This is a genomic window from Dyadobacter alkalitolerans DSM 23607 (genome assembly GCF_000428845.1).
In the GTDB taxonomy this organism is placed as follows: domain Bacteria; phylum Bacteroidota; class Bacteroidia; order Cytophagales; family Spirosomataceae; genus Dyadobacter; species Dyadobacter alkalitolerans.
Genome location: NZ_AUAS01000007.1, coordinates 328,565 through 342,996 on the forward strand (window position 1 = coordinate 328,565; position 14,432 = coordinate 342,996).

General features: G+C 46.9%; 10 protein-coding genes. All 10 read right to left on the reverse strand.

Annotation, left to right across the window (positions count from 1 at the left end; translation table 11 throughout):
* Nucleotides 1–35: 35 nt before the first annotated feature.
* The 10 genes from G395_RS0116440 to G395_RS29585 all read right to left on the reverse strand — a co-directional run bounded on the left by G395_RS0116440 (nt 36) and on the right by G395_RS29585 (nt 14,390).
* Nucleotides 36–3,251, reverse strand: coding sequence for a SusC/RagA family TonB-linked outer membrane protein (locus G395_RS0116440; protein ID WP_026631058.1), 3,216 nt, complete (start codon nt 3,249–3,251; stop codon nt 36–38).
* A 250-nt stretch (nt 3,252–3,501) separates the two neighbouring features.
* Nucleotides 3,502–5,832, reverse strand: coding sequence for a glycoside hydrolase family 20 zincin-like fold domain-containing protein (locus G395_RS0116445; protein WP_262485395.1), 2,331 nt, complete (start codon nt 5,830–5,832; stop codon nt 3,502–3,504).
* A 321-nt stretch (nt 5,833–6,153) separates the two neighbouring features.
* Nucleotides 6,154–6,396 carry a type II toxin-antitoxin system PemK/MazF family toxin gene (locus G395_RS32750; RefSeq protein WP_310588890.1) on the reverse strand — a complete coding sequence of 81 codons (243 nt, stop codon included), beginning with the start codon at nt 6,394–6,396 and terminating at the stop codon, nt 6,154–6,156.
* The gene (locus tag G395_RS32130) at nt 6,311–6,592 is read right to left on the reverse strand and encodes a hypothetical protein (RefSeq protein WP_035361485.1); all 282 of its coding nucleotides are present in this window, start codon (nt 6,590–6,592) and stop codon (nt 6,311–6,313) included. Before G395_RS32130 ends, G395_RS32750 begins: the two co-directional genes overlap by 86 nt.
* 129 nt (nt 6,593–6,721) lie before the next feature.
* On the reverse strand, nt 6,722–7,480 hold the full coding sequence (agaR, locus tag G395_RS0116460; RefSeq protein WP_026631060.1) for a transcriptional repressor AgaR: 759 nt from the start codon (nt 7,478–7,480) through the stop codon (nt 6,722–6,724).
* A gap of 133 nt (nt 7,481–7,613) precedes the next feature.
* Complete coding sequence (locus tag G395_RS0116470) at nt 7,614–7,886, reverse strand: ACT domain-containing protein (RefSeq protein WP_026631061.1); 273 nt, start codon at nt 7,884–7,886, stop codon at nt 7,614–7,616.
* A 5-nt stretch (nt 7,887–7,891) separates the two neighbouring features.
* Nucleotides 7,892–9,832 (reverse strand): alpha/beta hydrolase, encoded by a 1,941-nt coding sequence (locus G395_RS0116475; protein ID WP_169720046.1) that lies wholly within the window; start codon nt 9,830–9,832, stop codon nt 7,892–7,894.
* 173 nt (nt 9,833–10,005) lie between these two features.
* Nucleotides 10,006–11,928 (reverse strand): glycoside hydrolase domain-containing protein, encoded by a 1,923-nt coding sequence (locus tag G395_RS0116485; RefSeq protein ID WP_026631063.1) that lies wholly within the window; start codon nt 11,926–11,928, stop codon nt 10,006–10,008.
* Nucleotides 11,929–11,955: 27 nt separating this feature from the next.
* Nucleotides 11,956–13,158, reverse strand: a complete 1,203-nt coding sequence (locus tag G395_RS0116490) for an NHL repeat-containing protein (protein ID WP_026631064.1) — start codon at nt 13,156–13,158, stop codon at nt 11,956–11,958.
* The gene (locus tag G395_RS29585; RefSeq protein ID WP_211237781.1) at nt 13,155–14,390 is read right to left on the reverse strand and encodes a hypothetical protein; all 1,236 of its coding nucleotides are present in this window, start codon (nt 14,388–14,390) and stop codon (nt 13,155–13,157) included. Before G395_RS29585 ends, G395_RS0116490 begins: the two co-directional genes overlap by 4 nt.
* Between the last annotated feature and the right edge of the window lie 42 nt (nt 14,391–14,432).

The window sequence follows — 14,432 nt, forward strand, 5'->3', positions numbered from 1 at the left end:
CAATTCAATGTTAAATGATCTGGGTTTCAGTTGGATCAAAAGCCAAGGTTAAGGCCAAATACAATCGTTCTCGCCATAGGGTAAGTGCCATAGTCGATGCCCGGCGTAAGCGCAGAAGAAATCCATGGGTCACCTTCGGTGGTGTTTACTTCGGGGTTGTAGCCCGAGTATTTGGTAAAGGTGTGCAGGTTCTGAATGTTCACATACACCCGCGCATTTTTCAGGATCGACCCATTGAACAACTTGTCAAATCTATAACCGAGGGTAACGTTTCTGATGCGCAGGAAAGAGGCATCGTCTACGAGGTAAGATGAAATCGTGCGGTTGTTGGCCGAGCTGCCCGCACCAAACGTCCTGCCATCACCCGGCTCTTCCGGAGACCGCCAGTAATTCTCGGAAATAGTCCCGTTGTTGCGGTAAGCGCTGCGTTTTGTCAGGTTCATCACCTCTACATCCTGAACGCCTTGCAACGAAAACCCGAAGTCCAGGCTTCCATAAGTGAAGCTGTTGGTCATTCCATAAGTAAACTTGGGAAGGTTATTTCCAATGATTGTTTTGTCAGAATCATTGATCACGCCATCATTATTGATATCGCGGAACTTGGCATCACCGGCAAAGGTGTTGGGTAAATGCGCGGATGCATTCACTTCGTCGATTGTGTTATAAACGCCATCAAAAATGTAGCCATAGTAGCTTCCCAGCGGGCTGCCGATCTGTGTAATATGTGTCAAAGAGTTCTCCTGAGCCCGGTTAGCAACAATGATTGGCGTTCCGCCCGCACCAAGGGATTCTACTTTGTTTCTGTTAAAAGAAATGTTGGCATTGGTATTCCAGGTAAACTTATCCGTCTTGAAATTTCTCGTCTCCAATGCGATTTCAAGTCCTTTATTACGCAGACTTCCCAAATTGCGCAGGGCCGTTTCGTAACCTGTTGAAAGCGGCACAGGCACGTTGAGAAGCAGGTCGGAAGTCAGTTTGTTATAATAATCAACATTCAGGAAAATACGGTTTTGGAACAGCCCCAGATCGAGACCGAAATCGATTTCCTTGGCTTTTTCCCATCCCAAATTTGCATTGCCTAATGAACCCTGCGCCAACCCGCTGGCGATAGAACCGTCACCCGAGCCTAAAATATAATTGCTGCCATAAATCAGTCCGACAGAAGCATAGTCGGGAATCTGGTTGTTTCCAATCAAACCATAGCTTGCACGCAACTTCAACTCACTCACGGCATTTACATTAGCCATGAAGTTTTCCTCCCCGATTCTCCATCCAACCGAAGCGGAAGGGAAGTTTCCCCATTTATTGTCCGAACCAAAACGCGACGAGCCATCGCGGCGGAAAGTGGCCGTCAGAAAATACTTTTCATTGAAATTATAGGTCGCACGGCTTAGCAACGAAAGCAATGTCCATTGCGAACGAATAGAGCTTCCGCCCGTCACAATCCCGGCATTCAAAGTTGGCACAAGGTCGTTTGGAAACGAATTTGCATTAACTGCCGTGGAGTTGAAGCTCGACTTCTGTTCAGTCAAACCCACGAGTACATTCACGTGATGCTTTTCAGCAAACGAGTTGTTATAGGTCAATGTATTTTCATTAATCCAGCTGACATTGGTAGCCGCGTAAGAACGACCGAATGATGGATTTACACTGATAAAGGAAGGTGAGAACTTGTTGTTGCTGAATGTATTGACATCCGCATTGATGCTGGTTTTGAATTGCAGGTTTTTCAAAATGTCAACAGTCGTGAACATGCTGCCCACCGTGCTGAACTGGTTCATGGTGTTCTTGATGCCTTCACCAAAAGCCAGCGCGTTGTTGTAAATAATATTTTGCGTGGTGCCGTCGTCATAATGCAGCGTGTAAGATGTTGCATACGTGCCATCGGCATTGCGTGCAGGATACAAACCCGGAACGGACATTACTGTGGTCGCTACGGCGCCGTAATCCTGGATTCCGCCCGTGGTTGCGATCCGGTTATTGGTGTAAGATGGCGCAACACGGAAGCCTACTTTTACTCTTTCCGACACTTTTGCGTCCACATTTAAACGAAATGCATATTTCTTGAATCCCGAGTTAATCACAATTCCTTCCTGGTTCTGATAGTTACCGGAAAGATAGTAACGCGCATTTTCTGTTCCGCCCGAAGCTGCAAGCTGATAATTTTGCATCGGTGCACGGCGGTAAAGCAGGTCTTGCCAATCGGTGAATGGGAGGGAGGCCGCGTTTTTAAATTCATCCGCTATTTTATATTGAGGGCCGCTTCTTACGGAGTTAGGGTCCGTAGCCTTTCCACCTGCACGCACCCAGTCTGTGTTTCTCTGGTCTGTGAGCCGTTGTGTATATTGCTGGTTGCTCATGATCCCAACTTTTTTCGCAATTTCCTGAAAACCGTAGCTTGCATTAATGCTGATTTGTGACTTGCCCGCTGCTCCTGTTTTTGTTGTGATCAAAACCACACCATTAGAGCCTCGCGATCCGTAAATAGACGTAGCCGACGCATCTTTCAAAACATCAATAGACTGGATATCACCAGGGTTAATGCTGGCCAGTGGGTTTACCGGAGACTGATCCCCAATATCGCCGCCCTGCGCAGATGCATTACTAACCGAGTTGTCAAGAGGTACGCCGTCTACCACATACAAAGGCTGGTTACCTGCTGTAATAGAGCCTGTTCCCCTGATTTTCAAAGAAATTCCCCCGCCCGGCGCAGCCGAAGTTTGCTGCACCTGAACACCCGCCATTTGTCCTGCCAGCGCTTCACCAAATGAAACCACCGCCCGATCCTGCAATTGCCGGGAACTAACAGAGGCCACCGAACCGGTCAATTCTCTTTTTGACTGGCTTCCATAACCTACAACAACGACTTCATTGAGTGATCTATCGCCTGTTTCGAGTTGAGGTGAAATCGTTGACCGGTTGCCGACCGGCTCTTCCACGTCACTATAACCTATATACGTAAAGAGCAATGTGCTATTGCGAGGCACCTGAACTTTATAAGCGCCATTCGCATCAGAAACAACACCGTCTGTGCCGCCTTTTACCCGAATGGATACGCCAACCAGCGGCTGGCCAGTCGCTTTCTCAGTAACCTGGCCACTAACATCAACAAGATTTGCCCGACTGGAAGTCTGAGCCTGTATGGCAGTGCCACAAAAAAACAGAAATAGCACTTTGAAGAGTATTCCCGGAGGCACTCCGCACGCGTTGCGGAAACAATTGGATGCTTCGGTAAAAATTTGTTTTCCCATAGGTCATGGAAGATTAAGTTGTCTAGAAATGATTGAATCGAAAGGTATCGAAACAAATATAATGTTTTTATTAAATGTAAAATGTTTTCGTAAGAAAAAAATAACAATGACAGTTTAAAAAGAAAGGTAATGTAGATTTTGGGGAAATTTTATTGATAAGAGACAGTAGAAAATGAAAATGCTTCCAAACGCAGGTCCGGAAGCACTTTCATTTTCTAAAAAAAATACGGATTATAGGAAGCGGATGCCGCTATTTATATTGCTGCCAATTCAGTTGCTTCTTCATAACAGGCAACTTGTGTTGTTGCGCATAATCGTTCCTGACTTGCTGTACATCATTCCACCATTGGTTCAATGGATAATGCAATTCCCTGTAAATAAGATAGCTGAGATCGAGGGTGCGCACTGGCTGGTGATCCTTAATGTCGTCTACTTGTTGCAGGAACTTGCGTCCGTTGGCCTCTGCAACGAGCGGGTGCCATTCTTTAAACCATACTTTCTCGACGAATGCGAGCGTACTGTCGCGTTGCGTTTTTAGTTTATTAACCTTTTCAAGCGCAGCATCCAGTTGTTGAATTGCTGCGGCTGGATTGCTCGCCGCATTTGAGGACGCTTTTTGTAGCAAATCGGTTACCTCATTCAATGCCACCAGCATCCGCAAGTTTTGCCCGCAGATCGCCGCAACAGATTCCAGCACTTCTAGGTTGTAAAGCTGCGTTTTGGCGAGCGATTTGTTTTTTTGAAGTAATCGAAGTGCGTATGCATTGCGCGGAAGCATCGCTTTTGCAGTGGCAAGGCGCTCTGCATTAACCGGGTAAGTTTGGTTTGGAACCGCAAGGGAACCGGACGCTGGCACAGGTAAGAGGGGTAAGGTCTGGTCTCTTTCAGGTTGGAGGAATAAGCTATCCGAATTTCCCTTGATCATCGGTCGCCAGGTTGATGGAATCCAGTCCCAGCTTTCGGTATGAAACTCTGCCTGAGCACTTAACGCGCGGTACACACTATCCATATCCTTTTGAGCGGGTCCGTAAAAAGCATTCATAAACCGCGCCGAGGCGTTTGCGGGAGTAAGGTTTTTATTGTTCCATCCGGCAGCTGTGGCTGTAGCATATCCCAGCCAGAATGTTTCAGGATGCAGGCCCGCATCGCCCCAGCCCGCAATCACTACGCCTGCAAAAGAGGACAGGTTTTCGTCAAATGCGGTTTTGATTTCTTTCATCATATCCGCCACCCGGCCCGAGGAGCGGTCGCTCCCATCCGCCATGACATTGGTTTTTGTATGCAAAGGATAATAGTTGGGAAATACAGGTTCGCCACCCTGCGTGGCTGTGTAAACAAACTGCCTGATCCCGTGCTTTTTATAATCGGCGGCAATCGCATTGTTATAAACACCATTTACCAAATGCTTGGGCAATGCGGTAATGTCCTCTTTTCTCAATGGAAATTCACCCCAAAAAAGCACCGTGCGGCCCTGTTCGTGCAGCCTATCGGCCATTTTTTTAATAAACCACGCCAGTAAACGTCCATTTCCGCCAAGACTGTCTGCCACCGGTTTTTCCGAAGGCGCTTTCCCGGTGTAGTAAGCCTCATCATTGGAAAGAATAATGTATTTGCTGCCTTTACTCGCATTGATCAATTCGCTGAACATTGCGTCGAGCAGTTTGAATGTTTCGGGATTGGTAACCGAAAACTGATAATTAATGTCGTCGATCAGCCGCAGTTTCCGGTATTCCGGATGTTTCAGGATAAACGAGACATGTGCTGGTGCATCCAGAAACGGCACGAGATCAACATAATGCGCTTTTGCATAATCCGCCAGTTCCTGATATTCTGCCGGAGATAATGCATAAGGCTCCACAATCGCAGGTGCGGATTTGTATTGAAAATGACCTTCCAGCTTGATCGTAAAAGCATTGATCTTAAACGTGGACGCCTGCCGGACAATACGCTTCAATGCGCTTAGCTTCTCCAAATGGTGGGCATCATCCCAATAAATCATCCTGATGTCCACATTAGGCCAGTCGGTAACCTCACCTTCCGGAAGCTGCATTTTTGGAGCCTGCTCGCGTAGTAATTGCAAGAAGGTCTGAACACCATAATACAAACCTTGTGAAGCATTAGCCGTTATGGTAACACTTCGTGGTTTCAAACTCAGCCGGTAAGCCTGGCGCGCAAGCGCAACCCGGTTTGTATCAACACTTTCTCCAATTTTAACAGATCCTTTTTGAACCACCAGCCGAATGGTAGGAGAATTAGCGGAACTACCAGTTGCAATGGAAAGCGGAAGGCCGGCTTCCTTTAATCCCTCTCGCAGGCTTAGTAAAGCCTGTTCCTTGGAAAGTGCCGGATCGGCAACAATCTTCCAGTTTTTGTCAATTGGAAACATTTTTTTAGCCAGCGCAATCTGTTGCGGAAGCGGAAGTAAGGCTGAACCTGGGCCGGTTTTTTTTACATGATTTGGCTGTGAGGCCTTGTTCTGTGCATTTGCCAAGATTGCTACGAGGACAAAGCAGCAAGCCAGCAAAAAGCTCCTGCTGGTTTTAATTGAACGAGCCTTTGGGGAATTCGGAATGGTGTACAAGGCGGAAAATTTTAAAGGTTGTTTTTGGAATAGCTTTGGGGGTGCTTGGACAGAAAATGGCATAGTACATTCCACAATCACTCCGAGTGCCCGCTAGGGAATGCAATTAAAAACAAAAAGATAAGGAAACGAAACTTTTTGATTCAAATTTAGAGATGAACGTTTCTGTTCAGCGTTCGTTGCTGTACCCAATGAGCTGCCAGCAGTTTGAAACAATTTTGAAGAAGGAAGTGCAGATATGGTTCTTTCTTCACTTCCTGTTTATGGTCGGGGAGGTGGGAGAGGGAGGTTTTCATCGGGGGGTGTAGGTAGTGTGTTACATTATTCTCTTTCTATTCCTAATTGAAAGCAAAGTGCATCCACTACGTCAACCTGTGTGTCCAAACTGGTCGCAGTTCCATAAAGCAATGAAAGTCTTTGTTTATCCAGAGTGCGAATTTGATGGCACAAAATGACGGACTCGTTACCAAGACCAAAATTATTTGCAGAGATTAACACTTCGTTTGGGTAGATTTTCCCGCCAGGGTTGCGAGTTGTGATCGGAATAACCTGTGTGAATTTCACTAATGTCGGCCAGAAACATTGGATCTTTCGCAGCCATTTTCATTGCCTCAAGTTTCTTAGACTTAGCATCGATTTGATCATCGACATATACAGTTACCTCCGTTTTATCGCGAAAGTTGGGTGGAAGCGTCAAGATCACCTGATTGTTTTTTACCGGACAAACGATTTTATAAGTCATAGCCAATTTATAAGTCATAGCCAAGAATTTTCCGTAATGTACAAAATTTTAAAATAGTGAGCTTGCTATGTATTGCAGCCCCTCATTCTCAATCCATAACAATCTATTTTGCATTTACATCCAAAATCTTCTCAATTCGCCACACCCCTAAGCAATTATCACCTCAATATTATGCTGCTTCAGCATCCTCAAATCCGACTCTTCAATCTTATCATCGGTTACCACTTTGTCAATCTTATCAAAACCGCAAATAAACGCCAGGCCCGACTTTTTGAATTTTGAGGAATCGGTTACGACGATTACTTCTTCGGCGATGTCGATCATGATTTGGTTGAGGTGGGCTTCTTCCATGTAGTGGGTGAAAAAACCGGCGTTTGACTTCATGCCGTCGATTCCCAGGAACAGTTTGTTGCAGTATAATTGCTTGAAGTTCCGCTCGGCCATCGGACCTACTAGCGACATGGAGAATTCTTTCAGATATCCACCCGGCATATGGACCTGCAGATTTTCGTATTGCGCCAGGTTATTGACAATGTCCAGCGCGTTGCTGATCACAGTCAGGTTTTTGAATTTGTCGAGGTTATTGGATATTTCAAAAGTTGTTGTGCCGGAATCCAGAATGATGCTGTCATCTTCATTGATCAGCGACACGGCTTTCCGGCCGATCAGCCGCTTGGTATCGTGGTTGATCTTCCTTTTTTCGGTAACCGTCAGGGCAATGTTGTTGGTTTTAAAAGCCCCGCCGTGCGCCCTTACGAGCAGGTTGCTATTTTCCAGCTTATCCAGGTCATTGCGGATCGTTACTTCACTCACTTCCAGCATTTCACTTAGATCATTCACATTTACTTCGCCCAACTCATCGAGCTTTTGTAAGATCAGCGAACGGCGCTGTGCGGTCTTTTTCATGGTATCAAACCTTTATTCAGTTAATGTCTATTATTCATTTGTCTGCAAGCCAGCCATGCAGGGCCGGTCAAACGAGTTTGTAAAGGTAGCAACATCCGGGGAAATGGTGTTGTAGAAACCAGTATGAACCGTTTCAACCGGCAAAAGGGTTTTCATCCTGATGCGGAAAAGCCCTGTGCACTTCAATAATCTTTTCAATGCGGCTAAGGATCAGCGTCATCATTTCTTTCGGGAATGATGCTTCCACGACAATCAGTTTCAGGTCTGCATCCGGCGTTTTAAAAACCTGAATGTAGCTGACTTCGAACCTGCTTTTGCCAAACAATTGCAAAACCCTGCTCAAAACATTATTGGTGTCGGTGGCGTAAATTGATATCCGGCTTGAATCAGTACACTGGGTTTCCATCGGTGCTATTTTTTGACTTTCACGATGAAGGAAACCCGCTTCGTTTCATGGATAAAAGAATGCGCACCGTGACTGTCCCGGCGTGTGTTGCCATTTTTTGGATATTCATAAATGCCGTAAAAAGTAATTTGGTGACCGTCGGGGCAATCCGGTTTAATCTGCACTTGCGAGGTAAGCCGCTGCGCTCCCGACCAATCATTTCTGGCAAAAAACAGCATGCGACGGTTGTCCATCGCCACATAAGGGTCTTCTGTATAAAGTTGCAGGCCAAAATCGTGCAGCGAATCAAGGTCGGATTTAGTAAAAACGCTGATCCACTCGCCCGGATTGGCGATTCCATCGCCGTTACCTTCTCCGACCACTGTTTTCTCTTCCACTTCCAACTTTACGGCTTGTCCGTCGGCAATTTTAAAATGGGTGAGCGTTTTTTCAGGTGAGTAAAAAGGGACTTCCAGCAAAAACTGATCTTTTTTGTCATTATAACGTACTACTAATTTCAGTTTAGCGCGATCCAGACCCGCACTCCGCGAGCGAATTCTAAATCCTGTTTTTTCATGTAAAGCGCCTTGCGCGAGTTTTCCAATCGCGATGGCCGGGTCGATAACCTCTATTTCTTCATCCTGTGCAATTAATTCAATGTGAATAGAATCCACCGCAGATCCACCTTTGTTAAACAATACCGGACTCAGGTACACAATGTCTCCAACGCCAGGCATTTGCCGGTCAAGCTTGTAGGTCGCCATCGTAATGTGCCCGGGATCACCGGACTTGTATATTCCAATGTTAGTCTGCTCACCGGTTCCCTGCCATTGTATGCGGCCTTTTTTGTCGCTTCGCACATGCGAGCGGGAAATTTTGCGGGCAGGCACATCCAGTTGAATCAGCTCAAATCTGGTATTCGGCGCGTAAATGCTGTCAGTTATAATGTTTACAGCAAGATTGGGCACGGATGGGCCATCGGGCAGCCATTTTTTGGTTTGTAAACTAAATCCTTCCTTGTGCACATCATCCAGCACGGTAAATCCCGGAATCTTGCGGTTTGTGCTGACATTGTAATTCCAGACTGAAAAGTTGGGATACAAATCAATATGATGCCATTTCTCCGGGCGGGCTAGCGGCATCCGGAAGTAATTCATGTGAAAATCAAACTGTCCTTTAATGTTGACCGCATTGTGAAAGCCCCTGAAATAACCGATGCCATAATGCCAGCTTTCGTAGTTCAGTTCAAGGGTTTGGTAAGCGTCATCTATCTCCTGGTCATGCTGACGCAGAAAATCCTTGCTGCCTAAATGCATCCTAACAGGCAAGCCGATAAAATTGCGCCCCATTTCTTTAAACGGCGTATAAATCTGCAAAGCTTTCGGCCCGACCGTAAACGAAGCCGAAGGACAGAAAAACGAAGCACTTGACAGCAGATGCGGATATTTGGAAGCAACCAGCATCGACATAAATCCACCCATGCTCAGCCCGGAAACCGCCCGGCCTTCCCGGTAAGCCTTGGTGCGATAATGCGCATCAATATATTGTACAAATTCCGGGAAGTAATCAACAAACTGCCGGTCTTCCTTTACCGGTGCAATGTCGTAGGGTCGCGGATATTGTGCAGGCATATAGCCATCCCATTTGGCGATGATCACATCATTGTCAGCTACATAGCTCGCAAAGTTGTCCAGCGAATCGGGTCCGCAGCGTTCGTGATTTCCATTAAATTCATCGTAATAGCGAGCTTCGCCAGAACGTGAAACTTCCCCCTCGGCCGGACCATTGAACCGGCCTGCATTGCCGTGGAAATAATAGATTACCGGATAATGCCGCTCAGGATGCACATAATAATCTGGCGGCAGGATCAGCCGAAAATTCCGGTTTTCCCTGAACACCTCACTATAATGCACCTTGTCTTCAATGATCGCTTTGCGCTGTGACGGCTGCGCGTAAACGTTCCGCATTGCAGCTGTTAATAACAATATAAACACCCCGAGCAACACCAGATAATTTTTGCCCTTTTGTAAATTAAAAAGTTTGTCAATCTTATTCATATGATGCTAGCAATTACCAAAGGCTGGATGGAGGAAAAGAGCGCTCACGCAGTAACGATGAAGATTCAGGGATGGACTTAGGATTATTTTTTGCCTTTTGAAATGAGCTCGCCCATTTCCATACGGACTTTATGCCATTGTTCCGGATCATAGCTCCAGACGTCCAGGTTACCAATGGATTTTTCGCCAAAAGGCTCCTTAATAAGCTGATCAACAAGCGCATCTGCACGTTTGGTGTTGCCGTCGATCTTTGCCAGCAATCGCAGATATTCATATTCCTGCACGCCGTCACGCATGGTTTTCAGGCGGATCGACGGACAAGGCTCGGACACATTCGGAACCATGCCGGGTTTGTAAATGACCGAGCCGTTTCCGTTGAATGTCCGGTATGTGAATTCCGCATCGGCCTCAGACGCTTCTTTGTAAAAGTCTTTCCAGGATTCGGGATCGTACCAGCCACGTTCCCAGCCAGCACCCACGCCCCAGCTGATCCAGGAGAAAGTTTTGTATTTCCAGCACGACCAGCTGATCGCGCGGTCGTTGATCAAAGGTAAATCAATAAATGTGGAACTGCCCACCCAGCTGTTCAGCTTAGCTTCATAAAGCATCGGCCCGTAAAGCCAGTCTTTAATGCCCATTTGCTGGTAATGTTTTACGGTGTCAATGTTGTAGTTGATCGTATGCGACGCCCAATCGGTGATGGATTTGCCAATGACGTCCATGGCATCTTTGGTATAACCGCCATCGACCCGGAACTTGGCCTCGGGATATTCTTTTTTGAATAAATTTCCATAAAACACCATCCGTGACCATGCTTCGGGAAAATAGGATTCATCCAAACCATTGAGATAAACTGTCAGCAGTGTTTTTTTAGGATTCACCATTGGCAGTAAATGCTGGCGAACCTGCCGAATGCTGCTTGTATAAATGGCCTGATTCGCTGCATTGCGCTCGACCTCGGGTTTGCCGATGTCCGGCCAGCCGGCAGTGCCGTGTTTGCCATAGACATCGAACGGGAGCGCAAAAGTTTCGAGCGGCTCGCCATAACCCGGGCCGTCGCTGTAACCCTGGGCTTTAGTGAAAGCTTCCCCGGTCAGGTATTTTTTCAATCGCTGGTCAAATTTGGCCCATTTGATTTCGACCTTGGCATTTTTTATCTGGATCTCCGGATCATAAGTCGGGTCCATCAGGGAAATGCGGTTTCTTTTAAAGAGCTGATATACGGCCAGTTCTTGTTTCTCGTCCATCCGGCTGAGGAAACCTTCGTGTTGCAGGCTGGCTTTGAAAAGGTTTTCATTTGGCAATTCGAAGTCCCAGACGGTCAGGTTGACGGGGATCTGTTTCTTAATTGTGCCAATTGTAACGGTGATTACGCTTTGGTATGTTCCCGGTTTTGCCTTTTGAATGTCCAGGGGAATGAACTGATCCACCCAAATAATCTGAGAACGCTGGTTAACAATTCGGTTATTGAAATCCGGCAATGTGAACGGGTACACCCAGCGGCCGTGCACTTCGGCCGAGTCGGTTTGAATAAATTTAAATGGGATCAGCGCATCAGGATACCAGCCTTTTCCCAGAGTAGACCTGGGATAACCCGTGCTGGTGCTCTCCACATTAACCGACCATTCCAGAAAAAGCTCCGATTTCACAGCCAATTCCGTGCTCCCGTTCTTGAAGGGCGCCATGTCAATTTTGATCCCGGTTAGGTCTGAATCTGATTCATTTGTCAGGACAAGCTGAAAAGAAACATATTCCCCCCGCGCTCCTTGTAATGCGACTTTTTTACCATCATATATCCAGTTTTTATCAAGCAGATTGCTTTTTCCAGCCTGGTTAGAGGGAACGCCTTTGAACCGGTGTTCTATAATTTCATTGGTGACCGGGTCCAGCCGGACGGATGAAGGCAGTGCGCGCAGCAGCCATGGGTCTGCGGCGTAAGTTTTATTTCCAATGCTGAATGCAGTGAATGCTAACAAACAGAGGAATAGTCTTGCAAATTGTATCATAATCATGTTTAGGAATAGCTGGTGCATTTATTTTTCAACCGGAAATATCATCAGCTGGCTTAGCGCTTCATTTTCCCCGATTACCATGTATTTTCCGTCGGCCGAGGCTGCCAGCGTACTCAGCTGAAAGCCCCGCCATAAGATTCCCTGCTCTATGCCAGGTGCCACCATCGTAAATTCGGGATTTCCGAGATCATAAAATCCGGCACCATTCTCATCATAAGAAAACAAATGTGAATAACCCGGCGCACCGCCAGCAAGACCATAAAGCTTTCCATCTCCTCCGAATGCCAGGGCTTGTAACCGGGGCATCATAGTAGGCTTACCCAGGTTCCTGACCTTTTTTGTAGCGGGATCCAGCACAAACAGCTGTCCATCACCTGCATTGCCGCCATAAAGTTTCCCATCCGGTGCTTTGGCCCAGGCTTCAACCTGGCCCAGAACTTCGCGTCCCCAAACTGCGGGTAGTGGGTTTTCCAGAAACTCAAATGTCTTTTTAGCCGGATCAAATACAAAAATACGGTTGCCTGCCATACTTCCGTAAATTAACCCGGCATTGTCCTCAATGAGGGATTTGCACAAGTAAACTTCCGGCCCCACGGCGTATTCGTGCAGATTGTTCAGCTCTTTTTCCTTGGGAGCAACCTCGTCGAAGATTTGTACTTTTTTTGTTGAAATGTTAAAGGTAAAAAAGCGACCGCTTGGATAGCTAATGCCATACAAATCAGCACCTTGCTTGTTGCCAAGCAATGTAAAAATGCTTTCTCCGGCAACTGGTATACCCAGGTCTTTCACTTCAATGCTTCCGCCGGCGCCGACGTTAACCTGTATCAAATGCCCTGGCTGCTGATTGTTGTTCACCTGCGCCATCGTTCCTGCGAAAAGCTGGTTGCCGGTGCCTTTACAAAAGCCGGTGGAAATGCCTTTTTGGTCCGGCACAACTTCTTGTAAATCTTTTGTGGTCAACAGGTTTTTGCCGGAAATGGAGGCTGTGAAAAGATAGGGGGATAAGCCTTCTTTGGCCGTAGTGCCACCCAGTACCAAATCTCCCTGCACAGTTAGGGACGTAATTGCATTGCGGTACATTGGCAGGCGTTTTTCAGCGCTGTTAGGAAGCGAAACTTCGATTGCAAACGCTTCTTTTGGCGTAAAAAACGTGTATTGCGCAAGCAGCGGGCCCGACCAGGTTATCAATAAAGCCGATATCAGTATTTTAGTAACATTTCTCATTTCCGGATTGCTTTTTCTGGATTGAATTGAATCATAAACGGAGTAGTGTTATCGCCAGCGCTGGAAGGGTTACGCCGGGCTGCAAAGTACAGGTTACCGTCTTTGTCTCTGACATCCAGGCCCGTAGCCTCCGTCACTACGGTTGTGGGATATTCCTGGAGAATTGTCTTTTTGCCCGTGGCCGGATCAAATTCCACTAAAAGGGTTCTGTCTTTTACAACATAGTTATCGTGGCCGCCGATGATGTAATACAGCTTGCCGTTTCTGCCAATGTTCAGGTTGGGTACATAGGGTCCCCATGCATCCCCATCGCCGGTTTCAATCACGCCACCCAAGTCTTTCACTTTTCCGATACCGTCTTTTTCTGGATAAAATGAGATGAGTTTTGCACCATAAGTGATGAGGTAAATAATGCCTTTGGCTTCATCTTTGGCATAGGCTGTGACGCCTGTAATGATTTTTGAGCCGGGCGTTCCCGGAAATGCGGGCAGGCTTTCTCGTGCAAAGACGAGTGAATCGCTATCCTTTTCGTACTTCACCAATCGTTGCCGCCAATCCACATAATAGCAGTTTCCCCACCAGTCCGTGAATAGTACGCGGGGGACGTGCGAGCTGGCGAGGCGGCCAAGGTCGCGCAGGTGGTTTTTAGCGGGGTTATATACCAAGAAATGCGCCTGGGGATACGAAATTGCATATAACATTCCGGTTTTCGGATCCATGTCCACATCCTTGATGCTTTCATACTGCATGCCAATTCCCAGGTTTTTTAGGCCGTTTTTGGCATCCCATTTCATAAAAAAACCGCCGGCATACCCTTGTGGGTGTTCCATCAAATATTCTTCGCGGGACTCGCCGCCATCTGTTGAGAAATAAATGGAGCCGTCCGGTGCTGCAACAATTTTGGAATGTATTTTCCCCTGCCACTGATAATCGCGGAGATTCGCCATATCCCGGATAAATCCGTTCAGTTTCATCGCGTTGTTCGCAGGATCGTAGGTGTACAGGCCAATGTTATTGCGGTGATTGGTTACGCCGATATGCACCGTATTGGAAGCCGCATTGTATCCGATCGAACCCCAGGTGGAGTGTGCATCCGGGAAGTCGGGATACTCGATAAAGGCAATGTTCTTCTCGCTAATGGCAGATTTCTGGGCTGGTGCAGGCTCCACAAGCAGTAAGCCCGCCATCCAGCATGCCGCGAAGCATAATGGTTTAGGAAAGTTGAAATTCATGAATGCTGTTCTGAATTAACAGTTAAAGGTTTAGGAAAAGAT

What these genes read in the sequence shown, in the direction of transcription:
- G395_RS32130 (WP_035361485.1), bottom strand. Translation starts at nt 6,592, where the DNA reads ATGACTTATAAATTGGCTATGACTTATAAAATCGTTTGTCCGGTAAAA.
- G395_RS0116440 (WP_026631058.1), bottom strand. Translation starts at nt 3,251, where the DNA reads ATGGGAAAACAAATTTTTACCGAAGCATCCAATTGTTTCCGCAACGCG.
- agaR (WP_026631060.1), bottom strand. Translation starts at nt 7,480, where the DNA reads ATGAAAAAGACCGCACAGCGCCGTTCGCTGATCTTACAAAAGCTCGAT.
- G395_RS0116490 (WP_026631064.1), bottom strand. Translation starts at nt 13,158, where the DNA reads ATGAGAAATGTTACTAAAATACTGATATCGGCTTTATTGATAACCTGG.
- G395_RS0116475 (WP_169720046.1), bottom strand. Translation starts at nt 9,832, where the DNA reads ATGCGGAACGTTTACGCGCAGCCGTCACAGCGCAAAGCGATCATTGAA.
- G395_RS29585 (WP_211237781.1), bottom strand. Translation starts at nt 14,390, where the DNA reads ATGAATTTCAACTTTCCTAAACCATTATGCTTCGCGGCATGCTGGATG.
- G395_RS0116485 (WP_026631063.1), bottom strand. Translation starts at nt 11,928, where the DNA reads ATGATACAATTTGCAAGACTATTCCTCTGTTTGTTAGCATTCACTGCA.
- G395_RS0116470 (WP_026631061.1), bottom strand. Translation starts at nt 7,886, where the DNA reads ATGGAAACCCAGTGTACTGATTCAAGCCGGATATCAATTTACGCCACC.